This window comes from Pseudomonas sp. TE3-3-F2023, from assembly GCF_036784815.1.
In the GTDB taxonomy this organism is placed as follows: Bacteria; Pseudomonadota; Gammaproteobacteria; order Pseudomonadales; family Pseudomonadaceae; genus Aquipseudomonas; species Aquipseudomonas pudica.
The window spans coordinates 1,958,957-1,983,070 of sequence record NZ_CP145113.1; the positions used below are offsets into that span (position 1 = coordinate 1,958,957).

Sequence of the window (24,114 nt, forward strand, 5' to 3'; positions counted from 1 at the left end):
TTTTCGAGATGAGTGTGGCAATAAAGGCATATTAGTCGGCATGGCTCATGGCTGGCTAACCTTTGCCTGTCTTCCCAGGAACTGCTGCCATGCTCGCCCAACTGTCGTTTTCCGGCCTTGACTGGCTACCCATCCTGCTTGGTGTCGGCGCTGCCTACATCGTCTTTGGCATCGCCGGTTTCGGCACCGCGCTGGTGGCCGGGCCAGTGCTGATCCACTTCATGCCGCTGTCGCGGATCATTCCGTTGCTGGTGCTGCTGGACTTCGTCGCCGCCTTCGGCAACCTGCTGCCCTCGCGCCGGGATGTCGTGCGCGGCGAGTTGCTGCGGCTGCTGCCGTTCATGGCCATTGGCTGCACGCTGGGTGTGGTATTCCTGCTACAGCTGAAGTCCGACCTGCTGCTGCTGCTGATGATGGGCCTGTTCGTCACAGCCTATGCTCTGTACGGGCTGGCGGTGAAGGTGCGACCGGCCAGTCTGTCGGGTTTCTGGGCAATGCCGATGGGCACGGCAGGCGGGCTGTTTGGCGCCTTGTTCGGTAGCGGCGGCTTCCTTTATGCCCTGTACCTGAGCGCGCGGCTGGGGGTGAAGGAACAGGTGCGCGCTACCCAGAGCGCGCTGATCAGTTGCAGCACGGTGGTGCGTCTGACACTGTTTCTGATCGCAGGCGTCTATGCCGACCAGAACCTGCTGCTGCTCGCCGCCTGCCTGTTGCCGGTGATGCTCGTCGGCCTGTGGATAGGGCGCAGGCTGACCCACCGGCTGTCCCGCGAAGCCTTCGTGCGTCTGGTCACCTGGCTGGTGCTGGCCAGCGGCCTGGCGCTGATCGGTCGCTACCTGAGCGCCTGAGCAGGCGGTAGAATTGCGCCATTACCGCAGTTTTTTCAGGCTTGTCCCGTTCATGAACACCCAGAGCATCATCGTTCCCAAGCTGTCTACCGTCCCGGTGCACGAAGCCCGTGCCCGCGCCATCCTGCGCTGGCTGGTGCGCGAGAAAGTCGTCGAGGAACAGTTGACCACCTGTGGCCGCACCGGCAACCGCATGGGCCATGCCCTGGCCGAAGGTGCCCGCAAAGTGGCCCTGTATCCGGAGAAACTGCCTTTCGGCGAACAGGTCAACGGCCTGGAGGTGATGCTCAAGCGCTGCATCTATACCCCTACCGAAGGTTTCCTCGAAGAGGCCGGTTGCCCCGAATGCCGGCGCGAGGTGGGTGAGCCGCTGTTCGAAAGCCTGGAAGAATGGATGCCGGCGGTGAGCGACAACTTCACCTGCCCGTTGTGCGGCTTCGAAGACGACATCAATGGCTTCATTTACCTGCAGCCATGTGCCTTTTCCAACCTGGGGTTCATCTTCAACAACTGGGGCGAGGCCGGGTTCACCCAGGCCTTTCTCGACAGCTTCGCCGATTGGCTCGACCAGCCGGTGGCCGTGGTACAGGTGAAACTGCCACAAGGCTGACCGAAGGCCCTTATTTTGCATTGAGCGGCGCGCCGTGCATGAGTATAATGGCGCGCTTCCATTTTTCCCGCCCGGGAGCCCCCGCGATGCTGCGTATCAGCCAAGAAGCCCTGACCTTCGACGATATCCTCCTTGTACCTGGCTATTCCGAGGTACTGCCCAATGAAGTCAGTCTCAAGACCCGTTTGACCCGCGGCATCGAGCTGAACATTCCGCTGGTTTCCGCCGCCATGGATACCGTGACCGAAGCGCGCCTGGCCATTGCCATGGCCCAGGAAGGCGGCATCGGCATCATCCACAAGAACATGACCATCGAACAGCAGGCCAGCGAAGTCCGCAAGGTCAAGAAGTTCGAGGCTGGCGTGGTCAAGGACCCGATCACCATCGACGCCGACGCCACCGTGCGCGACCTGTTCGACCTGACCCGCCTGAACAACATCTCCGGTGTTCCGGTGCTGGCGAACGGTGACCTGGTCGGCATCGTCACCTCCCGTGACGTGCGCTTCGAAAGCCGCCTGGACGCCAAGGTCCGCGAGGTGATGACCCCGAAAGAGCGTCTGGTCACCGTCCGCGAAGGCGCCGACAAGAACGAAGTTCGCGAGCTGCTGCACAAGCACCGCCTGGAAAAAGTCCTGATCGTCGACGACAAGTTCAACCTCAAGGGCATGATGACCGTCAAGGACATCGAAAAGGCCAAGGCCTACCCGTTGGCCAGCAAGGACGACCAAGGCCGCCTGCGCGTCGGCGCCGCGGTCGGCACCGGCAAGGACACCGGCGAGCGCGTTGCCGCCCTGGTAGCTGCTGGCGTTGACGTGGTGGTGGTCGACACCGCCCACGGTCACTCCAAAGGCGTGATCGACCGCGTTCGCTGGGTCAAGGAAACCTACCCGCAAGTGCAGGTGATCGGCGGCAACATCGCCACCGGCGCTGCCGCCAAGGCTCTGGCCGAGGCTGGCGCTGACGCGGTCAAGGTCGGTATTGGCCCAGGCTCGATCTGCACCACCCGTATCGTTGCCGGCGTCGGCGTGCCGCAAATCAGCGCCATCGCCAACGTTGCCGCTGCACTGGAAGGCACTGGCGTGCCGCTGATCGCCGACGGCGGCATCCGCTTCTCGGGTGACCTGTCCAAGGCCATCGTTGCCGGTGCTTCCTGCGTGATGATGGGTTCGATGTTCGCCGGTACCGAAGAGGCTCCGGGTGAAGTCGAACTGTTCCAGGGCCGTTCCTACAAGGCCTACCGTGGCATGGGCTCCCTGGGTGCCATGGCACAGGCGCAAGGCTCGTCCGACCGCTACTTCCAGGACTCCTCGGCCGGCGCCGAGAAGCTGGTACCGGAAGGCATCGAAGGCCGTGTTCCCTACAAGGGCGCCCTGGCCGCGATCATCCACCAGCTGATGGGCGGCCTGCGTTCGTCCATGGGCTACACCGGCAGCGCAACCATCGAAGAGATGCGCACCAAGCCGGAATTCGTGCGCATCACCGGTGCCGGCATGGCCGAGTCCCACGTGCATGACGTGCAGATCACCAAAGAAGCCCCTAACTACCGCGTAGGCTGAGGCTTCAAGCAATACAAGCATGCGGGGCTGTCATGACAGCCCCGCGTCGTTTCCGATTTCCACTGACGAGATTGAGTCATGGCCCTCGACATTCACGCTCACCGCATCCTGATCCTCGATTTCGGTTCCCAGTACACCCAGCTGATCGCCCGCCGCGTGCGCGAAATCGGCGTGTACTGCGAGCTGCACCCGTTCGACATGGACGATGAAGCGATCCGCGAATTCAACCCGCGCGGCATCATCCTCGCCGGCGGCCCCGAGTCGGTCCACGAAGCCAACAGCCCGCGCGCCCCGCAGGCAGTGTTCGACCTGAACGTACCAGTGCTGGGCATCTGCTACGGCATGCAGACCATGGCCGAGCAGATGGGCGGCAAGGTCGAAGGTTCCGACCTGCGTGAATTCGGTTATGCCCGCGTGGACGTGGTCGGCAAGAGCCGCCTGCTCGACGGCATCGAAGACCACATCGACGCCGACGGCGTGCTGGGCCTGGACGTGTGGATGAGCCACGGCGACAAGGTCACCCAGATGCCGGGCAACTTCCACGTGCTGGCCAGCACCCCGAGCTGCCCGATCGCCGGCATGTTCGACGACGCGCGCGGCTACTACGGCGTGCAGTTCCACCCGGAAGTGACCCACACCAAGCAGGGCGGTCGCATCCTGTCCCGCTTCGTGCAGGACATCTGCGGCTGTGAAGCCCTGTGGACTCCGTCCAACATCGTCGAAGACGCCATTGCCCAGGTGCGTGAGCAGGTCGGTTCGGCCAACGTTTTGCTGGGCCTGTCCGGCGGTGTCGACAGCTCCGTCGTCGCCGCACTGCTGCACCGCGCCATCGGCGACCAGCTGACCTGCGTATTCGTCGACAACGGCCTGCTGCGCCTGCACGAAGGCGACCAGGTGATGGCCATGTTCAAGGAGAACATGGGCGTCAAGGTCATCCGCGCCGACGCTGAAAAGCAGTTCCTCGACAACCTGGCCGGCGAAGCCGACCCGGAGAAGAAGCGCAAGATCATCGGCCGCACCTTCATCGACGTGTTCGATGCCGAAGCCAGCAAGCTGGAAAATATCCAGTTCCTCGCCCAAGGCACCATTTACCCGGACGTGATCGAATCGGCCGGTGCGAAAAGCGGCAAGGCCCACGTGATCAAGTCGCACCACAACGTCGGTGGCCTGCCGGAGGAAATGAACCTCAAGCTGGTCGAGCCGCTGCGTGAACTGTTCAAGGACGAAGTGCGCAAGATCGGCCTGGAGCTGGGCCTGCCGTACGACATGGTCTACCGCCACCCCTTCCCGGGCCCGGGCCTGGGCGTGCGTATCCTCGGTGAAGTGAAGAAGGAATACGCCGACATCCTGCGTCGCGCCGACCACATCTTCATCGAAGAGCTGCGCAAGGCCGACTGGTACCACAAGACCAGCCAGGCATTCGTGGTGTTCCAGCCGGTCAAGTCGGTTGGCGTTGTTGGCGACGGCCGTCGCTACGCCTGGGTCGTGGCACTGCGTGCCGTCGAGACCGTGGACTTCATGACCGCGCGATGGGCGCACCTGCCGTACGAACTGCTGGAAACCGTCAGCGGCCGTATCATCAACGAAATCGACGGTATCTCGCGCGTTACCTACGACGTGTCGAGCAAGCCGCCAGCGACCATCGAGTGGGAATGATCCCGCCTCGCGGTTAATGAAACGGGCCTGCATTGCAGGCCCGTTTTTTTTGGCCAAGCCCTACTCGGCCCCGGGAGAATGGCCGAAATACGCCTTGTAGGCATGGCAGAAGTTGGCAGGGTTGGCGTAGCCAACATGGTAGGCAACCTGCGATACCTGCCATCGACGCTCCAGCAGAAGGGCGCGGGCCAGTTCCATTCTTTGTTGCCGAACGTATTGCAGGAGCGACCGGCCGTACTCGTGGCTGAATGCGCGGCGCATGGTGGTTTCGCTCACCCCCAATTGGCGAGCGAGGGCTGCAGCAGTGGGCGGGGCGTTCAGGTTTTCGTCGAGCTGGCGGCGCGTTTCAACGGCCAGATCGCGGCGCCCCCGGTCCTGAATCTTCTCGACAGACCTGTGCCCGATCAGGTGGCTGGCCAGCTCCAGCACGATGGCCAGGCTCAGGCTCTCGCAATGCAGGCGCCTGAGCCCGCCGGTGTAGGGCGACAGATAGAGCTGCTGGAACAGGCGGCTCACCGCTGGGCACTGCGGCAACTGGTCGAAGCGCATGCCATCGGCGACCAGCGCCAGCAGAGGCTTCAACTGCGCGTCATCCCGGGCCAGCTCGTGCAGGTAATCGCCAGCAATACGTACCCCGGCCATGCGGGCGTGACTGTTGGCGGGCAATTGGTCCTGCGCTTCCAGGCTTTCACCAAGGCCCAGCATGTGCAATTGGCCTGGGGCATAACTGTTGAGCCTTCCGTCCACCGTGTGCTGCCACGCCCCGTCGAACACCTGCACGATGCACAGGCTTTGCGGCAGCACCTTGTCGATTCTCAGCGGCTCCGGAAATTGCAGGTTGCAATCGAAGTACTGCAACCCGTCGTGTACCGTCTGCGCCCGATAGTGGCCGGACGCGCTGCCCATCACCCGCGCGCTGCTCGCGTCCAGTACACCGGCCTCGGCGAGTGACCCGGGGCTATCGAATGAAAAGTCGGTGTCGAGGTAGGGGCTGATCGATCGCATGTGCGCTAGGCATCCTTGGCTGAGGGCGGCATGGCCGGAAATGGTAACGCGTGCACATTTTCAGCGACAGCCATTGTGCGCACGGTGCTGTCTGTTGTGCGAACCGGTCAGCGGGGTTGGCTAGACGGGCCAGGCTTATTTCAATGGGCGTTTGTTCCGATTCAGGATGGAAAAGACATGCTCGCTTATCGCAAATGGACTGCCCTTCTGGTGGCTGCGCTCAGCCTGTGGCTGGGCCAGGTTCACGCTGAAGAACGGCCGGAAGTGGCTGACCAGGTAGTTGCCTACATGGGGGCGCAAGGTGCCAAGGTGTGGACGCTGCGCATCGGTGAACGCGCCGCCAACGAAGCGCTGGTACAAATCGAGGGCGTCGATCACGACTGGAACATGCGCATCCAGAAAATGCAGGTGGAGAAAACCAGCAGGGATACCCGTTACTCCACCACCGTGGATGGCAAGAAATACGTTGTGCTGATCATCCAGGGCAACTGGGGCGGCGAACTGTATCTGCCGGGTGAGGCTCAGGCAATGCAGGTCGGCTATTCGGAAGGGCTGTCGCATCAGGGCAATGCCCAGGCATTCCTTACCGATTACCTGGCAGCACAAAACACGGAGGCGCAATGACCATGGGCGATTTCAACGACCCGCTGTCCGAACTGTCTGGCTCGCTCGGTCAGGACTACGAGCAAAGCCGTGCGGCCCAGCGCGACCGAGTGATCGCTGAGCTCAAGCAAGTGATCGAGCGCGTGCCCGAGCAGAGCGAGTTCACCAACTCCCGGCGTTACCGGGTCTGGGGGCCAGTATTGTTGCTGGGTTCACTGATCATCACGGCCGTGACATTCAACCCTGAACGCTTGGGGGCGGTTGCAGCCGGTGTCTTCATAACCTTGATTGCAGCGGCGGTGACCTGGCAACACCGTAATGCCGGTACCCAGGTATTCATGCGCCTGACCCGTCGGCAGTTGTTCGTCGATACGCTGGATGCACCGGTAGACCTGGCGGAAGTGGAAGACGTTTCGGTCAAGGATGAAGGGCTGGTCATGGTGCAGACGCTGGAAATGAGCAGCGAAGCCGTCCTACCAAAGCATCATGTGGTGAAACTGCAGTTCTTCGGTAACCAGGCCATGGTGTTGAAGAAACCGCGACCGCAGATCCGCATCATGTCCGCAGGCCTGGCCAGCAACGGACGCAAGCTGGGGAACGAGGAAGTGCTCGCGCTGCTGGCAGCCTACCGCGATGCGGCACATGCGCAACGGCAACTGGATCTGTTGCAGAACGATGGATAACGGCGAACGCGAAGCCCACCTCGCGTACCTGCAGGCTCAGGCTGATGGCCCCACCGACAGCTTCGTACTGCTGGAGCATTCGCTCGGCAAGGCGCTGGCATGTGCTGTGATTGGCCTGTTGTTCGGCGCGCTGGGCATATGGCTGACCGCTCTGGCGGTGCGGTTCAGTCACAGTGCCAGCAGCGGTGTCATCTGGCTGATGTCTGGTTTCGGCCTCGGCCTGGCCGGCGTCGGGGTGGTGGGGCTGGCCTGTGCCGTCGTGCTATACCGCCGGCACGGCAAGCGGGTGCTGAGCGTGACACCAGATACCCTGTGCTTCGCCAACGCGCAGGCGCCGACCCCACTGCACGCCTTCGACGGCTTCGAGGTCGAGCAGGGTTACTTCACTACCCGGCTGATCTTTACCGTGTCGGCGTTCAGCCATGCACCAGTGCTGGCACCGGCCTGTTTCAGGGCGCTGGCCTCGCCTGACGCGGTGGTCGTCGCGGGCGGCTTGCGCGTCAGGCTTTGGTTTTGCACGCCCGTCGTGGCCGGGCGCCGCCTTGGCCTGCAGGAACTGGTGGATCTGCTTTATGCCTATGTGCAAGCGGCCCAGGCCAGGCGTACGTTGGCGCAGCTGTTTCCGGGTGTGGCGCGCCTGGGTGAAGCGGCCAGATGAGCCTGATCGTGACCATTGGCGCTCTGGGGCAATGAAGCGCTTCGGTTGGGGCCTGATCCTGCTGCTGTTGCCTCTTGTGCTGTTTGGCTGGGGTAAAGTGCAGTACTGGCGGGCTGACACGGCGCAGGATCAGGCCCGGACCATACGGCAATGGCTTGCTGCCCCCAGTGAGACGTTGCTACGGCAATTGCCGTGGGAAGCCCGCAAGGAGCTTGCAAGGCATGTCGATACGCGGCAGGCCCTGCAGCGCCAACTGGACCTGCTCGATGCGGATCGCCACTGGGTAAGCGTACGCAAGGTGATGGCCAGTGTGAGCTGCTGGCTGGCAGTGGCCGCTTTGCTGGCAGGCCTCTGGGCCTGGCTCAAGCTGAAGTTGGACGCCTGGCGGGCGTTGCGCTCTGCGGCCTACCTGTATGAACGCATGATGGCCAACTGGCAGGCCCTGGGCTGTTGCTTGAGTCTCTACATGGTCATGCTTGCCGGTTCGCTGTGCCTGTTGCTGCTCTATGAGGCCAGTTCCGGAGCAAGCCGCGCAGCGCAGGGCGGCATGACGGTGCTGGTCGTGGTGCTGCCGCTGGCCTCAGTCCTGGTTGTGTGTGTTCGCCAGGTCTGGCGAATGCGTCGGCACTGGCCGCTGATGCAGTCTCCGACCGCCAGTTTTCTCGCCCGCCCGCTAGGCAGGCAGGCGACGCCAGCGGTGTGGCAGTGGATCGAGACCTTGGCAACACAACTGCACGCGCCTGTCCCGGACCATATCGTGGTCGGCCTTGACCAAGGTTTTTTCGTCACCAGCGTTCCGATCCTGCTGCAGCCCGGTGGGCAGGTCCTCAGGGGGCGCACGTTGTATCTGCCTCTACCTTGCCTGGCCGCCTTGAGCCAGGCCGAGGCGGCCTCGATCATCGGTCACGAACTGGGCCATTTCAGGCGACGTGATACGGAGCGGGGCAGCGAAACCAGTGCGCGTTTCAGCCTGATGTGCGCGCATTATTCGGCCATGGTCGGCGACGAGGATGCTCCGCGCTGGGTGGTTCGGCCCACCTTGTGGCTGGCCGGGCAGTTCTTGCACCATTTCCAGCTTGCGGTTCATCACTGGGGGCGTGCACAGGAATTGCTGGCTGATCGGGCAGGTGCCGAGGTCGCTGGCCCGAAGCTGTTCGTACAGGCGCTGTTACGGGTGATTGCCCTGGGTCGGGTGATCGACGGCTTGTTGGTCGCACACGGTGGCAGCAACCTTTTGCAGGCGCTGGCAGCGCACCTGCAAGGCACGCCGTTGCAACTGGGCGAGGAAGTGCTGGGGCTGGCCACTACCCATCCGTTCGATACGCACCCCGACCTCGCCACGCGCCTGAGCAACCTGGACATCCTGCTCGACCCGCAATTGCTGCAGGCCGCCTTGCGCGTGCCGTCCGCTGGTGACCAGCAGTGGTTTAATGACCTTTGTCTGGCTCCAGGCAGCACTTGCGATAGCAAGGCTGCGGGCAGCATCCAAAGAGACTTCACTTAATATTTCCCATTTGCAGGTGTATCGTATTCGCCCTTCATCGCCAGCCATGCTGGCAGCTTGATTGCGCAGAACACGAGGTACCCGCACCGATGTCCTTCACCCGTCGACAAATGCTCAAGGGCCTGACCGGCCTGGTTGTGGTTGGCCTGGGCGCCGGTGGCGCGGCGCGTTACTGGCTGGGCAAGGTCGAAGACGACAATGCCGGCCACGACTACGAGCTGATCGCAGCGCCACTGGACGTCGAACTGGTGCCCGGGCACAAGACCGAGGCCTGGGCCTTTGGCCCGTCGGCACCGGGTACCGAGTTGCGCGTGCGCCAGGGTACCTGGCTGCGGGTGCGTTTCATCAACCACCTTCCGGTCGAAACCACCATCCACTGGCACGGTATCCGCCTGCCGCTGGAAATGGACGGTGTGCCCTATGTGTCTCAACTGCCGGTCAAGCCGGGCGAGTACTTCGACTACAAGTTCCGTGTGCCGGACGCCGGCAGCTACTGGTATCACCCGCATGTCAGCAGTTCCGAGGAGCTGGGCCGTGGCCTGGTCGGCCCGCTGATCGTCGAGGAACGCGAGCCGACCGGGTTCAAGCATGAGCGCACGCTCAGCCTGAAGAACTGGCACGTGGACGAGCACGGCGCCTGGTTGCCGTTCAGCATCCCGCGTGAGGCGGCGCGCAACGGCACCGCCGGGCGTCTGATCACCATCAATGGCCAGGCCGATTCGGTCACCGAGCTGCCGGCCGGCCAGGTGGTGCGTGTGCGTCTGTTGAACCTCGACAACACCTGGACCTACCGCATCAATCTCAAGGGCAACTGCGAAGCAAGAATCTATGCCCTGGACGGCAACCCGGTAACCCCGCGCCCATTGGACGATGACTACTGGCTCGGTCCAGGCATGCGTATCTGCCTGGCTATCCGTATTCCCGAAGTGGGGGAGGAGATCTCCCTGCGCGACGGTTTCGTGCGCCTGGGCACCCTGCGTTCGGTGGCCAGCAGCGACGCGCCGAGCGACTGGCCGCCGGCGCTACCGCCCAACCCGATCGCCGAGCCTGACCTGGAGAATGCCGAAAAGCTCAACTTCAATTTCGAGTGGGCGGCGAAAGTCTCGGTCACTACGGACCAGGACAGGCCGTCGAGCATGTGGCAGATCAACGGCCAAGCCTGGGATATCACCGACAAGACCTGCGCCGAGCGGCCGATTGCCACGCTGAAGAAGGGCAAGAGCTACATCTTCGAGCTAAAGAACATGACCCAGTACCAGCACCCGATCCACCTGCACGGCATGAGCTTCAAGGTGATCGGTTCCAACCGCCATGACATCAAGGAGCCGTGGTTCACCGATACCTACCTGCTGGGCAAGAACGAGCGCGCCCAGGTGGCGCTGGTGGCGGATAACCCGGGCACCTGGATGTTCCACTGCCATGTCATCGACCACATGGAAACCGGCCTGATGGCCGCGATCGCGGTGGTCTGATGCGCCCGCAGATCATCGATCGCAGTCGCGATCAGGAATTCATGCGCCTGGCCCTGGCCCTGGCTGCCCAAGGCGCGGCCATGGGCGAGGTGCCGGTGGGCGCGGTACTGGTGCAGCATGGGCAGGTGATCGGGCAGGGCTTCAACCGGCCGATCATCGACAGTGACCCCAGTGCGCACGCCGAGATGGTGGCCATTCGCGCGGCGGCGAAATCCGCCAGCAACTACCGGCTACCCGGCAGCACCCTGTATGTGACCCTGGAACCGTGCAGCATGTGTGCGGGGTTGATCGTGCATTCGCGGGTGATGCGGGTGGTGTATGGCGCGCTGGAGCCCAAGGCGGGGATCGTGCAGAGCCAGGGGCAATTCTTCGGGCAGGGCTTCCTGAACCATCGGGTGATGGTGGAGGGCGGGGTGCTGGCGGAGGAGTGCGGGCAGATCCTCAGTGACTTCTTCAAGGCCCGCCGGGCCAAGTCTTGACCTGTTCCGGCCACTTCGCGGGTTTGCCCGCGAAGAGGCCGGTGCAGGCTTACATCGGCGGCGACTGCTCCGCCGGCTTGTCCTTGTTCACCCCGGGCACATGCAGGCTGCCCTCGGCCACCTGGCCTTCGAGCTGCGGCTGGGTCACCCAGGTGAGGATGTCGTAGTAGCGACGGATGTTGGCCACGAAATGCACCGGCTCGCCGCCACGTGCATAGCCGTATTTGGTCTGGCGATACCACTGCTTCTGCGAAAGCCGCGGTAGCATCTTCTTCACGTCCAGCCACTTGTTCGGGTTGAGCTTCTCGCGCTTGGCCAAAGTGCGGGCGTCCTCCAGGTGACCGGTGCCGACGTTGTAGGCGGCCAGGGCGAACCAGGTGCGGTCCGGTTCCTGGATACTGTCGTCGAGCTCTTCCTTGATCTTCATGAAGTACTTGGCGCCGCCCTGGATGCTCTGCTTCGGGTCCAGGCGGTTGGACACGCCCATGGCCTGGGCGGTGCGCTGGGTCAACATCATCAGGCCGCGCACGCCAGTCTTGGAGGTGACCTCGGGCTGCCACATCGATTCCTGGTAACCGATGGCGGCCAGCAGGCGCCAGTCCACCTGCTCGACCTTGGCGTAGCTCTTGAAGTGCTTTTCGTACTTGGGCAGGCGCTGCTGCAGGTGTTGGGCGAAGGTGTAGGCCCCCACATAGCCCAGTACGTCGACATGGCCGTAGTAGCGGTCCTTCAGGCGTTGCAGGGTGCCGTTCTTCTGTGCCTTGTCGAGGAACTCGTTGACTTCGTTGAGCAGGCTGTTGTCTTCACCGGCCGCCACCGCCCAGCGCTGGTCGCGGGTGTCGCCCAGGTCGAAGGCAACCCGCACGTTGGGGAAGTACACCTGGTTCATCGCCAGCTCGTTGGAGTCGACCAGGGTCAGGTCGATCTGGCCTTCGTCGACCATGCGCAGCAGGTCGACCACCTCGACGGCGTCGGACTCTTCGTATTCCAGGCCGGGGTACTGCTTTTTCAGCTCGGCCAACTGGTCGGCGTGGCTGCTGCCCTTGAGCACCATGATCTTCTTGCCCACCAGGCCCTTGGCATTGGTGGGGCGCGTGCGGCCGTTGCGGTAGATGACCTGTGGGGTCACTTCCAGGTAAGGGTGGGAGTACCTGACCTGGGCCTTGCGCCGTTCGCTGGTGACCAGGCCGGCCGCTGCCAGCACCGGGCCGGAGGGCTTGCCAAGGCTGTCGTATAGCTCGTCGAGGTTGTCGGCGGTCTCGATCTGCAGCTTCACGCCCAGATCTTCGGCGAAATGCTGGACCAGCTCGTACTCGAAGCCGGTTTCGCCGTTGCGGTCCTGGAAGTAGGTGGCCGGGCTGTTGCGGGTGATCACGCGCAGCACGCCATCCTCCTTCACGCGCTCGAGGGTGCTGGGTTTTTCAACGCAGGCACCGAGCAGCAGAAAGAGTCCGGTTGCGAAAAGCCATCTGGCGCAACGCTGGCGCAAAGCAGTGTGGGCGAACATAGGTTGCAGTATACGCAAAGGACTGGCCCAACCATATCTCGACAACTGTTAGCTTGTCTGGTAGCAGGTTCTGTGCTTTACCGGCCCTATCGCCGGCAAGCCGGCTCCCACAGGTACAATGCAGGCCTTGAGGGTGGTGGTATACCTGTGGGAGCCGGCTTGCCGGCGATAGGGCCGGAGCAGGCAACACAAGGCAATTTTTTTTGACCCGCAAGTCCGGTTCCGCCGCCCGGCAGCCATGGCTTAGAGCGGGTGCCGAAACCCTTCGAATTAGGCTAGAATGCACGGCCTCTAAGCACACCCCTTCCTGAGGCTGTCCCGACGATGTTGATCCTGCGCGGCGCTCCTGCCCTTTCTGCCTTTCGCCACGGTAAATTACTCGAGCAACTGAGCCAGAAAGTCCCCGCTGTTACTGGTTTGTATGCCGAATTTGCCCACTTCGCCGATGTCGACGGCGAGCTGACCGCCGACCAGCAGCAGGTGCTGGGCCGTCTGCTCAAGTACGGCCCGAGCGTGCCGGTACAGGAGCCGAGCGGCCGCCTGTTTTTGGTCGTGCCGCGCCTGGGCACCATTTCGCCGTGGGCCAGCAAGGCCAGCGACATCGCTCACAACTGCGGCCTGCAGTCGATCCAGCGCCTGGAACGCGGTATCGCCTACTACGTTGCCGGCAACCTGAGCGAAGCCGACGCCGAACTGATTGCCGCCGAGCTGCACGACCGCATGACCCAGCGCGTGCTCGGCCAGCTGGAGCAGGCCGCTGACCTGTTCAGCCATGCCCAGCCCAAGCCGATGACCTCGGTGGACATCCTTGGCGGTGGCCGTGACGCCCTGGCCAAGGCCAACATCGACCTGGGCCTGGCCCTGGCCGAAGACGAAATCGACTACCTGGTAAACGCCTTCCAGGGCCTCAAGCGCAACCCGAACGACATCGAACTGATGATGTTCGCCCAGGCCAACTCCGAGCACTGCCGCCACAAGATCTTCAACGCCAGTTGGGACATCGACGGCCAGGCTCAGGAAAAGAGCCTGTTCGGCATGATCAAGAACACCTACCAGATGCACAACGAAGGTGTGCTGTCTGCGTACAAGGACAACGCCTCGGTGATCGTCGGCAACGTTGCCGGCCGTTTCTTCCCGAACCCTGAAACCCGCCAGTACGGCGCGGTGCAGGAGCCGGTGCACATCCTGATGAAGGTCGAGACGCACAACCACCCGACCGCCATCGCCCCGTTCTCTGGCGCCTCCACCGGCTCCGGCGGTGAAATCCGCGACGAAGGCGCGACCGGCCGTGGCGCCAAGCCCAAGGCTGGCCTGACCGGCTTCACCGTGTCCAACCTGCGTATCCCTGGCTTCGAACAGCCGTGGGAGCAGGCCTACGGCAAGCCTGAGCGCATCGTCGACGCCCTCGACATCATGATCGAAGGCCCTCTGGGTGGCGCTGCGTTCAACAACGAGTTCGGCCGCCCGGCCCTGACCGGCTACTTCCGTACCTTCGAGCAGGCCATCAACACCCCGCACGGTGAAGAAGTGCGCGGCTACCACAAGCCGATCATGCTGGCCGGTGGCATGGGCAACATCCGTGAAGACCACGTGCAGAAAGGCGAGATCACTGTCGGCGCCAAGCTGATCGTGCTCGGTGGCCCGGCCATGCTGATCGGCCTGGGCGGCGGCGCCGCTTCGTCGGTGGCTACCGGTGCCAGCTCGGCTGACCTGGACTTCGCCTCCGTACAGCGCGAAAACCCGGAAATGGAGCGCCGTTGCCAGGAGGTCATCGACCGCTGCTGGCAGCTGGGCGACAACAACCCGATCGCTTTCATCCATGACGTTGGCGCCGGCGGTATCTCCAACGCCTTCCCAGAGCTGGTAAACGACGGTGGCCGTGGTGGCCGCTTCGAACTGCGCAACGTGCCCAACGACGAGCCGGGCATGGCCCCGCACGAAATCTGGAGCAACGAATCGCAGGAGCGTTACGTGCTTGCGGTCAGCGCCGTCGACTTCGAGCGTTTCAAGGCAATCTGCGAGCGTGAGCGTTGCCCGTTTGCCGTAGTGGGTGAAGCGACTGAAGAAAAACACCTGACCGTAAGCGACAGCCACTTCGGCAACACGCCAGTAGACATGCCGCTCGACGTACTGCTGGGCAAGCCGCCACGCATGCACCGTTCGGTTACCCGCGAAGCCGAGCTGGGCGATGACTTCGACCCAAGCACGCTGGACCTGGACAACGCCGTTCAGCGCGTCCTCAGCCACCCGGCCGTGGCCAGCAAGAGCTTCCTGATCACCATCGGCGACCGCACCATCACCGGCCTGGTAGCTCGTGACCAGATGGTCGGCCCGTGGCAGGTACCGGTTGCCGACTGCGCCGTCACCGCCACCAGCTTCGACGTCTACACCGGCGAAGCCATGGCCATGGGCGAGCGTACCCCGCTGGCTCTGCTGGATGCCCCGGCGTCCGGCCGCATGGCAATTGGCGAGACACTGACCAACCTGGCTGCCTCGCGCATCGAGAAGCTGTCCGACATCAAACTGTCGGCCAACTGGATGTCTGCCGCCGGCCACCCAGGTGAAGACGCCCGCCTGTACGACACCGTCAAGGCTGTCGGCATGGAGCTGTGCCCGGAGCTGGGCATTACCATTCCGGTCGGCAAAGACTCGATGTCGATGAAGACCAAGTGGAGCGACGCGGGCGTCGAGAAGAGCGTTACATCGCCAATGTCGCTGATCATCACCGGCTTCGCCCCGGTCACCGACATCCGCAAGACCCTGACCCCGCAACTGCGCATGGACAAGGGCGAGACCGACCTGATCCTGATCGACCTTGGCCGCGGCAAGAACCGCATGGGCGCCTCGATCCTGGCACAGACCTACGGCAAGATCGCCGCCCAGGCACCGGACGTCGATGACGCCGAAGACCTGAAGGCGTTCTTCGCCGTGATCCAGGGCCTGAACGAAGATGGCCACCTGCTGGCCTACCACGACCGCTCCGACGGCGGCCTGGTCACCACCGTGCTGGAAATGGCCTTCGCCGGCCACTGCGGCCTCGACCTGCACCTCGACCCGCTGACCGACAGCAAGGGCGACGTACCGGCCATCCTCTTCAACGAAGAGCTGGGCGCGGTCATCCAGGTTCGCCAGGATGCTACCCCCGACGTACTGGCACAGTTCAGCGCCGCTGGCCTGGGTGAAGGTTGCGTCGCGGTGATCGGCAAGCCGGTCAATAACGGTGAAGTGTCCATCAGCCTGAACGGTGAAGTGCTGTTCGACGACGACCGCCGCATGCTGCAGCGCCAGTGGGCCGAGACCAGCTACCAGATCCAGCGCCTGCGCGACAACGCCGACTGCGCCGACCAGGAATTCGACCTGCTGCTGGAGGAAGACAACCCTGGCCTGTCGGTCAAGCTGGGCTTCGATGTCAACGACGACATCGCCGCGCCGTACATCAAGAAGGGCGTGCGCCCGCAAGTGGCCATCCTGCGCGAGCAGGGCGTCAACGGCCAGGTCGAGATGGCAGCCGCCTTCGACCGTGCCGGCTTCGCCGCCATCGACGTGCACATGAGCGACATCCTCGCTGGCCGTGTCGACTTCGAAGCCTTCAAGGGCCTGGTCGCCTGCGGTGGCTTCTCCTACGGCGACGTGCTGGGTGCTGGTGAAGGCTGGGCCAAGTCTGCGCTGTTCAACAGCCGCGCCCGTGACGCCTTCCAGGCCTTCTTCGAGCGTACCGACAGCTTCGCCCTGGGCGTGTGCAACGGTTGCCAGATGATGTCCAACCTGCATGAACTGATCCCCGGCACCGAGCACTGGCCGCACTTCGTGCGTAACCGTTCGGAGCAGTTCGAAGCGCGTGTGGCCATGGTCGAAGTGCAGAAGTCCAACTCGATCTTCCTGCAGGGCATGGCCGGTTCGCGCATGCCGATCGCCATCGCCCACGGCGAAGGCCATGCCGAGTTCGCCAGCGAAGAAGCACTGCTGGCAGCCGACCTGTCCGGTTGTGTGGCCCTGCGCTACGTCGACAACCACGGCAAGGTCACCGAAGCCTACCCGGCCAACCCGAACGGCTCGCCGCGTGGCATTACCGGTCTCACCAGCCGCGACGGCCGCGTGACCATCATGATGCCGCACCCGGAGCGTGTGTTCCGTGCCGTGCAGAACTCCTGGCGCCCGGATGAGTGGCAGGAAGATGCCGCGCTGATGCGTATGTTCCGTAACGCACGGGTGTGGGTGAACTAAGGCGTGTACAAGCTCGCCTTCTTCGTCCCCGCCAGCCACGTCGAAGTGGTCAAGGCCGCTGTGTTCGCCGCGGGTGGCGGGCGCATCGGTGACTATGACCACTGCGCCTGGCAGACGCTGGGCCAGGGCCAGTTCCGCCCGCTGGACGGCAGCCAGCCGTTCCTCGGGCAAACCGGCCAGGTCGAGGTGGTGGAAGAGTGGAAGGTGGAGCTGGTGGTGGCTGACGAGCTGATTGCCCAGGTCGTCGCTGCACTCAAGCAGAGCCACCCGTACGAAACGCCAGCCTACGAAGTCTGGCAGCTCGCCGAGTTCTAGACCGCATCAAGGCTATTCGCGGGTAAACCCGCTCCCACAGGGATCGCACAACTCTCGGATATTGTGCGATCCCTGTGGGAGCGGGTTTACCCGCGAAGAGGCCCTACAATCCAGCCCCAATCTCCTTGCCCTGCCCGGGCCGCTTCAACCACCCACAAGCCAGCAACCCTACCTCGAACAGCACCCACATTGGCACCGCCAGCATCGTCTGCGAAAACACATCCGGCGGCGTCAGGATCATCCCCACCACAAAGCAGCCGACGATCACGTAGGGCCTGCTGCGCCGCAACGTGGCCACATCGGCCAACCCCACCCAGACCACGATAAACGTCGCCACCGGTATCTCGAACGCCAGCCCGAACGCCAGAAACAGCGCCAGGATAAAGTCCAGGTACTGGCTGATATCGGTCATCATCGCCACGCCCTCCGGTGTAACGCTGGCAAAGAAGCCGAACATCATCGGAAACACCAGGAAGAAGGCGAAGGCCATGCCGGCGTAGAACAGCACGATGCTCGACACCAGCAGCGGCAGGGCAATACGCCGTTCACGGCGGTACAGCCCCGGCGCCAGAAAGCCCCAGGCCTGGTGCAGCAGCAGTGGCATGGCGACGAACACTGCGCACATCGCGGTCAGCTTGAACGGTGTCAGGAACGGCGAAGTGACGCTGGTGGCGATCATGCTCGCGCCTTCCGGCAAGAAGCGCCGCAGCGGTTCGGAAATCAGCGTGTACAGCGTCTGGGCAAAGGGGAACAGGCCGGCGAACACCAGTGCCACCAGCGCCAGGCAGCGCACCAGACGCTTGCGCAGGTCGCGCAGGTGTTCGGTCAGCGGCATGCTCGCCGCCGGGTCCATGGCAATACTCATGAAGCGTTTTCCTTGAGAGAAGCGACCGTGGCCGCATCATTGGCCGGCTCCGCTTTCAGGCTGATGCCTTGGCGGATCTCCTGTTCCAGGCGCTGCAAAGGCGCACTGTCGAGATCGGGTAGCTCGACAGGGCGCAGTTCGATCTCCCGCTCTACCTGCGTGCGCAGGGCGTGCATGGCCCTGCGTGCCTGGCCCAGGCCGCGCCCGAGGGTGCGTGCCGCCACCGGCAGGCGCTCCGGGCCTAGAACCAACAGCGCGACGATGCCGACCAGCAGCAACTCGCTGAAGCCTACCTCGAACATCAGGGTTGACGGTCCGCTTGCGGTTGCTGCGTACCCTGACCGGTCAGCGGGCACTGTTGCTGCACCTGTGTTTGCGCTGCGGAAGTCGCGTCAGTGTCACCGCCCATGGACTTGCGAAAACCCTGGATCGCCTCGCCAACATCGCTGCCCAGGCCCTTGAGGCGCTTGGTACCAAACAGCAGGAATACGATCAGCAGTACGATCACCAGTTGCCAGATTCCAATGCCACCCATTGCGACCACTCCTGTAAGGTCATGAAAAGGAAAGACAATCCTGCCTCGCGCAGATGACGTACACATGACGAACGGTCACTGCCATCTACCTGCAACACCGGGCGTGTTGACTGGCGTCTTTATTCGGCGACAGAGGCAGGCAAGGATGGGTGGCAGGCAACAGCAGGGCGCGGCCCTGCTGATGGTGATGGTGGTGCTGGCGATGTTGGCGGCGGGCATGGCCTGGCTGCTGGAAGATGGCCGGCGCCAGGTCGATGGGGTGCGCCTGTTGCACCAGCGGGTGCAGGCGCGAGCGATGGAGCAGGCCGGCCTGGCCTATGCCGAACAGGCCCTGCGTGACCCCAGCTGGCGGCTTAGCCCGCTGTTCTGGCAGGCCTTGCGCGGGCAGCCGTTGAACTACGATTTTGGCGCTGGCCAGGCGCAGTTGCGGGTGCTCGACCAGCACACCTGTTTCAACGTCAATGCGCTGCTTGGCGCTGACGGCGAGCGAGCTGCGCGCCAGTTGCGGTACCTGCTGGGCGATGACATGGCTGCCGAGCGCTTGGTCGATGCCCTGGGCGACTGGCTGGATGCCGACAGCGATGCCCGCCTGCAGGGCGCCGAGAGCGCCCAATACCTGCGCCAGCAACTACCGCGCCTGGCAGCCAACCAGCCGATGCTCGATACCAGCGAGCTGAACTTGCTACTGGAGCCGGACGCCAGCCGCCAGAGCCGTTACCCGATGCTGTGCGCCTTGCCTCAGACCACCGGCTGGCGGCTGAATGCCAATGCCCTGGGGCTGGAGCATCTGCCATTGCTGGAGGCGCTGTATGAAGGGCGCTATCCGCGCTCGTTGCTCAGCCGCATCATCAGCGGTCGCCCGGCGTCGGGTTATGTGGATGCAACTGCGCTACGCCAGGCCCTGGGGGCGGTGGATGACGAAACCTTCGAACGGTTGAGCGAAGGGCTGCTGCTGAACAGCGGGTATTTCCTGTTGCAGCTGTCGTTCGCGGAGGAGGGGCGGGTGATACGCAGCGAGTTCCAGGTGGAGGCGCTGGGGGTGGTGCAATGGCATGCCCGGGTGCCGGCGCAGCAGGTGCGGGTGCGCAGCCGGGAGCCGATGGTGTGGTAGGGCTTGAGATTGCCGGGGCTGCTTTGCAGCCCTATCGCGACACAAGGCCGCTCCTACAGGGGAATGCGATCCCTTGTAGGAGCGGCCTTGTGTCGCGATAGGGCCGCAAAGCGGCCCCCGTGCACAAATCGATCAGGCGGTGCCGATCTCCCCGCCATCGATACGCTGGATCACCACCGTCGCAGCCCGCGGCCTTACCGTGGCACCTGCCGGGGTGGCATCGGTGGCCTTGTCGGTATATGGCCAGTTCTCCGGGTGCTGGATATTGACGAACAGCGTCTTGTTGTCCGGGGTAAAGGTAATCCCGGTTACCTCGCAGCCATTTGGCCCGACGAAGAAGCGGCGCAGGTCCACCTGGTTCTGTGCGTTCACCGGCACCTGCTTGCCGCTGGCATCCACCAGGTTGGTGGGGATCACTGCCAGCAGCTGGTCGTTGGTGTAGTCCGTCACGGTGCTCTCGCCGTTGTCGGTCTCGAACCACAGCACGCCACGGCTATCGAAACTCATGCCGTCCGGGCTGGCGAACTGGTTCAGTTCGGTCAGGCCGGAGCGGTTGATGTCGGCGGTGCCGGCGGCGTTGGCGCCGAACACGAAGATGTCCCAGGTGAAGCTCAGCTGGTCGTCGCTGTCGTGCCAACGGATGATGTGGCCGTGACGGTTCGGGCCGCGCGGGTTGGCTGCATCGACCTTTTCCGGGGTACGCGCGCTGTTGTTGGTCAGGGTCAGGTATACGTCGCCGTTGAGCGGGTTGACCGTGGTCCATTCCGGGCGGTCCATCGGCGTTGCGCCCACGGCATCGGCAGCACCACGGGTGTTGAGGATGATGCCCGGCAGGTCGCCATACAGTGCGCCCAGGGTACTGCCGCCAGTGGTGGCGGTGCCTACGTCCAGCAGCAGCCATACTCCGGTGCCATCGGCATTGAAGCGGGCGACGTACAACTTGCCCTGGTCGAGGTACTTGGCACCGGTGGCCAGGCGGTCGGCCGGGTTGGCATCGGCTGCGTCCCACACCGCGGTCGACACCCACTTGTACAGGTACTCGTTGTTCGAGTCGTCACCCATGTACCACACCAGCGGCTTGCCGGCGACCGGCAGGCCCGGGGCACAGCCTTCGTGGCGGAAGCGGCCCAGCGCGGTGCGCTTGGTGGCCAGGGTGTTGCTGTTGTACGGGTCGATTTCGACGATGTAGCCGTAGGTGCTGGCTTCATTGCGGTAGTCGTCGGTTGCGCTGGCGCCTTTGATGGTGACATCGAAACGGGCGAATTCGTCGTCCACTTCGCTGCTATCACCGGCTGCGGTTTCCCACTTGTACTGGCCACTTGAGGTGCCCACGCCAATGCGGCGCTGGTCTTCGGGGCGGGTGCCCTTGTTGACGAAAATGCCTGGCCAGTTCTCTTCACAGGTCAGGTAGGTGCCCCACGGGGTGTAGCCGTTGCCGCAGTTGTTGTTGGTGCCGCGGCAATGGGTGCCGGCGGTGGAGTACTTGGTCTTGACGTGGTCGGTTCCCCGCAGCGGGCCGGTGATTTCCATGCGCGAGGCAGTAGTGAAGCGGCGGTTGAGCGGGTCGTTGTCGACCACCTGCCAGCGGCCGCCGATTTTCTGCAGGCGCACCACGCCGGCACCGTGTGCGTTGATTTCCTTGCGTACTTCCTCCACCGGGCGCTTGCCGTTCACATCGGTAGTCGGGCCGGCCGGGTGCAGGGCGGCAGTGTCGATGTACTCGAAGTTGATCGCCAGCAGGCCGTCTTCGGAGCTGCCGTTGATGGGGAAGAAGTGCATGCCGTCATGGTGCATGCCCATGGCGTTGGCCTGGTCGGTCGAGGTGTTGCTGCCGTCGGACTTCCACGGGTTGCCATTGCTGTTTATCGGCGTGCCCCAGGGCGCCAGCACATAGGCGCTGTAGCCGGCGGCAACCACGCAGGCGTCGGTGCGCGAGCCCGGGATGGACTGGAAGCCCAGTGCCAGTTTCGGCACTTCCGGCTCAGTCACGGGTGGCTCGGTGACCGGATCATCGTGATCGGAACCACCACCGTCGAAGCAGCCTGTCAGGCCGGTACCGGCAATCATGGCGATGGCGGCGCCCAGGCTGCCGCGCATCACGCTGCGGCGGCTCAGGTAGGCGTCCATGACGTTGGCCATCGGCAGGTTGCCGCTTTGGTTCCGGTCCAGGTTGTCGCCGGTATCTCGACTCATCAGGGTGTCCTTATGTTGGCTGAGTTAGAGGGAACCGCGACTTTAGTGCGCAAATGTGATGATTCATTGGCAGAAATGTTAAGGGGGTTTTAAAACAACCCGCTCTTACAAGCGTGCTCTACAGATCACTTTGGAATGGCTGTCGGATTTCTGCCATCAAACTGTAATGCCAACGCCGCAACATCCGGGGCCCTGGATGAACATGGATAAGGATGGCGGGTTCGATGGCAAGCAGTGTGCACAGGCGCGAAGTGATCGGCTGGATGGGTATCGGTGCCTTGGCACCGTTGCTCGGCGCCTGCTCCGCCCTTCCTGGGCAGCAGGGAGGCAACGCCAGCCTCGACCTGCTGTACGTGGCCGACACCCTCGATGCCCGCCAGCCTGGCCAGGCGGTGGTGCCGGCCACTCGCCTGGGGCCGGTCAGCCACCTGGGCCGCGCCCCATGGATGACCGGCAGCAGTGCCAGCATCGCCTACCCGCAACTGGCGCCCCTGCTCGATGCCAGCCAGGCTGCATCTGCCCAGCTGGGCGGCTATGCGGTGCTGGCGGCATTGCTCGAGCAACTGCGCGGCGAGGCTGGGGCTGGCAACAGCCTGACCCTGGAAAACGGCCAGTGCTGGAATGGCAGTGGCCTGGCCTACCTGACCCAGGGCGAAAGCGGCCTGCAGGGCAGCCAGCTGCTGGGCAGTGAAGCGCGGGTCAGTAGCGACGAGCGCGTGTTGTGGCCACAGCGCAGCCCGGCGCTATATCGCCAGGCTGGCACCGTTACCCTGGGCGCCGGGCTGGCAGACACGCAGCGCCGGGCTTTGGGCCTGGAAGCCTTGCACGTCTTCGAACGCGGCGGTGCACGTATTGCCGTGATCGGCGTGACCGACCCCTATGCCCAGGACCAGAAAGCCTCCCTCAAACAGTGGTACCAGTCATTGCAGCCGGTGTTCGAACAGGCCCGACGCGAGGCTGACCTGGTGGTGGCCCTGGCCGATGTCGGTACCGGGCCGGGCTTGTGGCTGGCCGAGCGGGTGCCGCAGATCGATGTGCTGCTGTGCGCCCGCGGCCAGGACCTGTGGCCGGCGCCGGTCGAGGCCAGCCAGGCCAGCGGCCGCCGCGTGCCGGTGCTGTTCGCCGGTTGCCGGGGCAGCGGTGCCTTCCGCCTGCGCTGCCAGCGCGTGGCCGGGCAGTGGCAGTTCGAGGGGCGTTTCTTCCCGGCCTTTGAGCAACAGCTGGCGCCCGCCGCTCAGCAGCGTGTCGGGGCATTGCAGGCAGAACTGCGCCAGCAGCGCGCCGGCCACGCGGCCTGGCTCGATCAACCGCTGGCCCGCGCGCCCCAGGCGCTGTGGCGCCGCGACACCCGAGGCGGCAGCTGGGACCGGCTGCTGCATCAGGCCCTGGCCGACGACAGCAGCATGCCGGTGCTGCTGCCGGGCCTGCGTTATGACTACCCTCTGCCTGCAGGGGCGGCCATTACCCGAGAACACCTGATCAGCCTCACCGGTGGCTACCCGGCACCGGTGGTCGAAGCACCCGCCCGGCAGGTCGAGCAAGTGCTGGAAAACGCCGCGGAGCAACTGTTCGGCGACCCGCTGTTGCTGGACAACAGCCAGGACCTGCCGCGCTGGCAGGGCCAGGCCTGGCGTGTCAGCTACAGCCCGCAAGGCAAGCGCATCAGTGGCCTGGAACCGGTGCAGGGCCTGTGCCGCACCTTTGGCCTGCAATTCGAAACCCAGGCCGGCGAGCCGCTGTGGCAACGGATCGAAGCCTGGCTCGCCCGCCAGGCGAGCGACTGGCAACTGGCGCCGCTGCAGCTGCCCGAATTGCGCTACGTGCAGGGGCACCCGGGCTGGCACCCAAGGCAGTTGGCATCGTGACGCTCGCCTCGCGCTTGCTGACGGGCGCTGGCCTGACCCTGGCCGGCTGGCTGGCGGCCCAGTGCGTGCTGCAACTGGGTCGCCAGCCGCAACCGGCCACTGCGCCCGCAGCGCCCGACAAGCCGCTGCCTGGCTTGATGGTCGGCCATTGGCAGGTACCCGTCGACGACGGTGCCATCGCAATCACGCGCCTGCCGCTGCAATACCTGGGCGGCCTCAAGGCGCAGCCGCTGGCCTCCAGCGTGGTGGTGCTGCGCTATGGCGAGCAGGTGCGCACCTTGGCCCGCGGCCAGCGCCTGGCGCCAGGGATCGTGCTGCAGGACATCGACAGCGATGGCCTGATTTTCAACAACCAGGGGCGGCGTGAACGCCTGCCCTGGCCGCCACGCCCTGTCGTGACCGGCTTCAAGCGGCAAGGATGAACG

General features: G+C 64.1%; 21 protein-coding genes. 15 read left to right on the top strand and 6 right to left on the bottom strand.

Going from position 1 to position 24,114, the window contains the following annotated elements; translation table 11 throughout:
• Positions 1–89 precede the first annotated feature (89 nt).
• The 4 genes from V3314_RS08890 to guaA all read left to right on the top strand — a co-directional run bounded on the left by V3314_RS08890 (position 90) and on the right by guaA (position 4,670).
• Complete coding sequence (locus V3314_RS08890; protein WP_338460142.1) at positions 90–848, top strand: sulfite exporter TauE/SafE family protein; 759 nt, start codon at positions 90–92, stop codon at positions 846–848.
• A 52-nt stretch (positions 849–900) separates the two neighbouring features.
• The gene (locus V3314_RS08895) at positions 901–1,458 is read left to right on the top strand and encodes a sugar ABC transporter ATPase (protein WP_338460143.1); all 558 of its coding nucleotides are present in this window, start codon (positions 901–903) and stop codon (positions 1,456–1,458) included.
• 86 nt (positions 1,459–1,544) lie between these two features.
• Positions 1,545–3,014: an IMP dehydrogenase gene (gene guaB / locus V3314_RS08900; protein WP_046617114.1), complete on the top strand. Its 1,470-nt coding sequence runs from the start codon at positions 1,545–1,547 to the stop codon at positions 3,012–3,014.
• 78 nt (positions 3,015–3,092) lie between these two features.
• Positions 3,093–4,670: a glutamine-hydrolyzing GMP synthase gene (guaA, locus tag V3314_RS08905; RefSeq protein ID WP_013971139.1), complete on the top strand. Its 1,578-nt coding sequence runs from the start codon at positions 3,093–3,095 to the stop codon at positions 4,668–4,670.
• Positions 4,671–4,730: 60 nt separating this feature from the next.
• Here guaA and V3314_RS08910 read toward each other — a convergent pair whose 3' ends face one another.
• Positions 4,731–5,675 (bottom strand): AraC family transcriptional regulator, encoded by a 945-nt coding sequence (locus V3314_RS08910; protein ID WP_046617113.1) that lies wholly within the window; start codon positions 5,673–5,675, stop codon positions 4,731–4,733.
• Between the two features lie 177 nt (positions 5,676–5,852).
• Between V3314_RS08910 and V3314_RS08915 the strand changes: the two genes are divergently transcribed.
• From V3314_RS08915 to tadA, 6 genes are all read left to right on the top strand, one after another.
• Positions 5,853–6,299, top strand: a complete 447-nt coding sequence (locus V3314_RS08915; RefSeq protein WP_046617112.1) for a hypothetical protein — start codon at positions 5,853–5,855, stop codon at positions 6,297–6,299.
• Positions 6,296–6,961, top strand: a complete 666-nt coding sequence (locus V3314_RS08920; RefSeq protein WP_286195487.1) for a hypothetical protein — start codon at positions 6,296–6,298, stop codon at positions 6,959–6,961. The genes V3314_RS08915 and V3314_RS08920 overlap by 4 nt, the downstream gene beginning before the upstream one ends.
• The gene (locus tag V3314_RS08925; RefSeq protein WP_046617119.1) at positions 6,921–7,619 is read left to right on the top strand and encodes a hypothetical protein; all 699 of its coding nucleotides are present in this window, start codon (positions 6,921–6,923) and stop codon (positions 7,617–7,619) included. Before V3314_RS08920 ends, V3314_RS08925 begins: the two co-directional genes overlap by 41 nt.
• Positions 7,620–7,650: 31 nt before the next feature.
• Complete coding sequence (locus V3314_RS08930) at positions 7,651–9,123, top strand: M48 family metallopeptidase (RefSeq protein ID WP_108480196.1); 1,473 nt, start codon at positions 7,651–7,653, stop codon at positions 9,121–9,123.
• A gap of 89 nt (positions 9,124–9,212) precedes the next feature.
• On the top strand, positions 9,213–10,595 hold the full coding sequence (locus V3314_RS08935; RefSeq protein ID WP_338460144.1) for a multicopper oxidase family protein: 1,383 nt from the start codon (positions 9,213–9,215) through the stop codon (positions 10,593–10,595).
• The gene (tadA, locus tag V3314_RS08940; protein ID WP_046617108.1) at positions 10,595–11,074 is read left to right on the top strand and encodes a tRNA adenosine(34) deaminase TadA; all 480 of its coding nucleotides are present in this window, start codon (positions 10,595–10,597) and stop codon (positions 11,072–11,074) included. The genes V3314_RS08935 and tadA overlap by 1 nt, the downstream gene beginning before the upstream one ends.
• Before the next feature lie 49 nt (positions 11,075–11,123).
• Here tadA and mltF read toward each other — a convergent pair whose 3' ends face one another.
• Positions 11,124–12,581, bottom strand: a complete 1,458-nt coding sequence (gene mltF, locus V3314_RS08945; RefSeq protein ID WP_013971158.1) for a membrane-bound lytic murein transglycosylase MltF — start codon at positions 12,579–12,581, stop codon at positions 11,124–11,126.
• Positions 12,582–12,905: 324 nt separating this feature from the next.
• On the opposite strand from mltF, the gene purL reads away from it, so the two are divergent.
• Positions 12,906–16,805: a phosphoribosylformylglycinamidine synthase gene (gene purL, locus V3314_RS08950; RefSeq protein ID WP_322493274.1), complete on the top strand. Its 3,900-nt coding sequence runs from the start codon at positions 12,906–12,908 to the stop codon at positions 16,803–16,805.
• Between the two features lie 3 nt (positions 16,806–16,808).
• On the top strand, positions 16,809–17,120 hold the full coding sequence (locus V3314_RS08955; protein ID WP_046617105.1) for an NGG1p interacting factor 3 protein, NIF3: 312 nt from the start codon (positions 16,809–16,811) through the stop codon (positions 17,118–17,120).
• Positions 17,121–17,223: 103 nt separating this feature from the next.
• Here the strand turns inward: V3314_RS08955 and tatC are convergent, their stop codons facing one another.
• Genes tatC through tatA form a run of 3 tightly spaced genes read right to left on the bottom strand, consistent with a single transcriptional unit; the run spans position 17,224 to position 18,520 of the window.
• On the bottom strand, positions 17,224–17,985 hold the full coding sequence (gene tatC / locus V3314_RS08960; protein ID WP_338460145.1) for a twin-arginine translocase subunit TatC: 762 nt from the start codon (positions 17,983–17,985) through the stop codon (positions 17,224–17,226).
• A complete protein-coding gene (gene tatB, locus V3314_RS08965; RefSeq protein WP_196183112.1) occupies positions 17,982–18,287 on the bottom strand; it encodes a Sec-independent protein translocase protein TatB in 306 nt (101 codons plus the stop codon). Before tatB ends, tatC begins: the two co-directional genes overlap by 4 nt.
• The gene (tatA, locus tag V3314_RS08970) at positions 18,287–18,520 is read right to left on the bottom strand and encodes a twin-arginine translocase TatA/TatE family subunit (RefSeq protein WP_085600553.1); all 234 of its coding nucleotides are present in this window, start codon (positions 18,518–18,520) and stop codon (positions 18,287–18,289) included. The genes tatB and tatA overlap by 1 nt, the downstream gene beginning before the upstream one ends.
• 145 nt (positions 18,521–18,665) lie before the next feature.
• Between tatA and gspK the strand changes: the two genes are divergently transcribed.
• Complete coding sequence (gene gspK, locus V3314_RS08975) at positions 18,666–19,631, top strand: type II secretion system minor pseudopilin GspK (protein WP_338460146.1); 966 nt, start codon at positions 18,666–18,668, stop codon at positions 19,629–19,631.
• Positions 19,632–19,763: 132 nt separating this feature from the next.
• Here the strand turns inward: gspK and V3314_RS08980 are convergent, their stop codons facing one another.
• Complete coding sequence (locus tag V3314_RS08980) at positions 19,764–21,824, bottom strand: PhoX family phosphatase (protein WP_046617211.1); 2,061 nt, start codon at positions 21,822–21,824, stop codon at positions 19,764–19,766.
• A gap of 224 nt (positions 21,825–22,048) precedes the next feature.
• Between V3314_RS08980 and V3314_RS08985 the strand changes: the two genes are divergently transcribed.
• Positions 22,049–23,689 (top strand): lipoprotein UxpA, encoded by a 1,641-nt coding sequence (locus tag V3314_RS08985; protein ID WP_338460148.1) that lies wholly within the window; start codon positions 22,049–22,051, stop codon positions 23,687–23,689.
• Complete coding sequence (locus tag V3314_RS08990; protein ID WP_046617213.1) at positions 23,686–24,111, top strand: pilus assembly protein PilZ; 426 nt, start codon at positions 23,686–23,688, stop codon at positions 24,109–24,111. The genes V3314_RS08985 and V3314_RS08990 overlap by 4 nt, the downstream gene beginning before the upstream one ends.
• Positions 24,112–24,114 lie beyond the last annotated feature (3 nt).

What these genes read in the sequence shown, in the direction of transcription:
- V3314_RS08920 (WP_286195487.1), top strand. Translation starts at nt 6,296, where the DNA reads ATGACCATGGGCGATTTCAACGACCCGCTGTCCGAACTGTCTGGCTCG.
- V3314_RS08895 (WP_338460143.1), top strand. Translation starts at nt 901, where the DNA reads ATGAACACCCAGAGCATCATCGTTCCCAAGCTGTCTACCGTCCCGGTG.
- V3314_RS08980 (WP_046617211.1), bottom strand. Translation starts at nt 21,824, where the DNA reads ATGAGTCGAGATACCGGCGACAACCTGGACCGGAACCAAAGCGGCAAC.
- purL (WP_322493274.1), top strand. Translation starts at nt 12,906, where the DNA reads ATGTTGATCCTGCGCGGCGCTCCTGCCCTTTCTGCCTTTCGCCACGGT.
- tadA (WP_046617108.1), top strand. Translation starts at nt 10,595, where the DNA reads ATGCGCCCGCAGATCATCGATCGCAGTCGCGATCAGGAATTCATGCGC.
- V3314_RS08985 (WP_338460148.1), top strand. Translation starts at nt 22,049, where the DNA reads ATGGCAAGCAGTGTGCACAGGCGCGAAGTGATCGGCTGGATGGGTATC.
- mltF (WP_013971158.1), bottom strand. Translation starts at nt 12,581, where the DNA reads ATGTTCGCCCACACTGCTTTGCGCCAGCGTTGCGCCAGATGGCTTTTC.
- guaB (WP_046617114.1), top strand. Translation starts at nt 1,545, where the DNA reads ATGCTGCGTATCAGCCAAGAAGCCCTGACCTTCGACGATATCCTCCTT.
- V3314_RS08890 (WP_338460142.1), top strand. Translation starts at nt 90, where the DNA reads ATGCTCGCCCAACTGTCGTTTTCCGGCCTTGACTGGCTACCCATCCTG.
- tatA (WP_085600553.1), bottom strand. Translation starts at nt 18,520, where the DNA reads ATGGGTGGCATTGGAATCTGGCAACTGGTGATCGTACTGCTGATCGTA.
- V3314_RS08910 (WP_046617113.1), bottom strand. Translation starts at nt 5,675, where the DNA reads ATGCGATCGATCAGCCCCTACCTCGACACCGACTTTTCATTCGATAGC.
- V3314_RS08925 (WP_046617119.1), top strand. Translation starts at nt 6,921, where the DNA reads ATGCGCAACGGCAACTGGATCTGTTGCAGAACGATGGATAACGGCGAA.
- V3314_RS08935 (WP_338460144.1), top strand. Translation starts at nt 9,213, where the DNA reads ATGTCCTTCACCCGTCGACAAATGCTCAAGGGCCTGACCGGCCTGGTT.
- tatC (WP_338460145.1), bottom strand. Translation starts at nt 17,985, where the DNA reads ATGAGTATTGCCATGGACCCGGCGGCGAGCATGCCGCTGACCGAACAC.
- tatB (WP_196183112.1), bottom strand. Translation starts at nt 18,287, where the DNA reads ATGTTCGAGGTAGGCTTCAGCGAGTTGCTGCTGGTCGGCATCGTCGCG.
- V3314_RS08930 (WP_108480196.1), top strand. Translation starts at nt 7,651, where the DNA reads ATGAAGCGCTTCGGTTGGGGCCTGATCCTGCTGCTGTTGCCTCTTGTG.
- gspK (WP_338460146.1), top strand. Translation starts at nt 18,666, where the DNA reads ATGGGTGGCAGGCAACAGCAGGGCGCGGCCCTGCTGATGGTGATGGTG.
- guaA (WP_013971139.1), top strand. Translation starts at nt 3,093, where the DNA reads ATGGCCCTCGACATTCACGCTCACCGCATCCTGATCCTCGATTTCGGT.
- V3314_RS08915 (WP_046617112.1), top strand. Translation starts at nt 5,853, where the DNA reads ATGCTCGCTTATCGCAAATGGACTGCCCTTCTGGTGGCTGCGCTCAGC.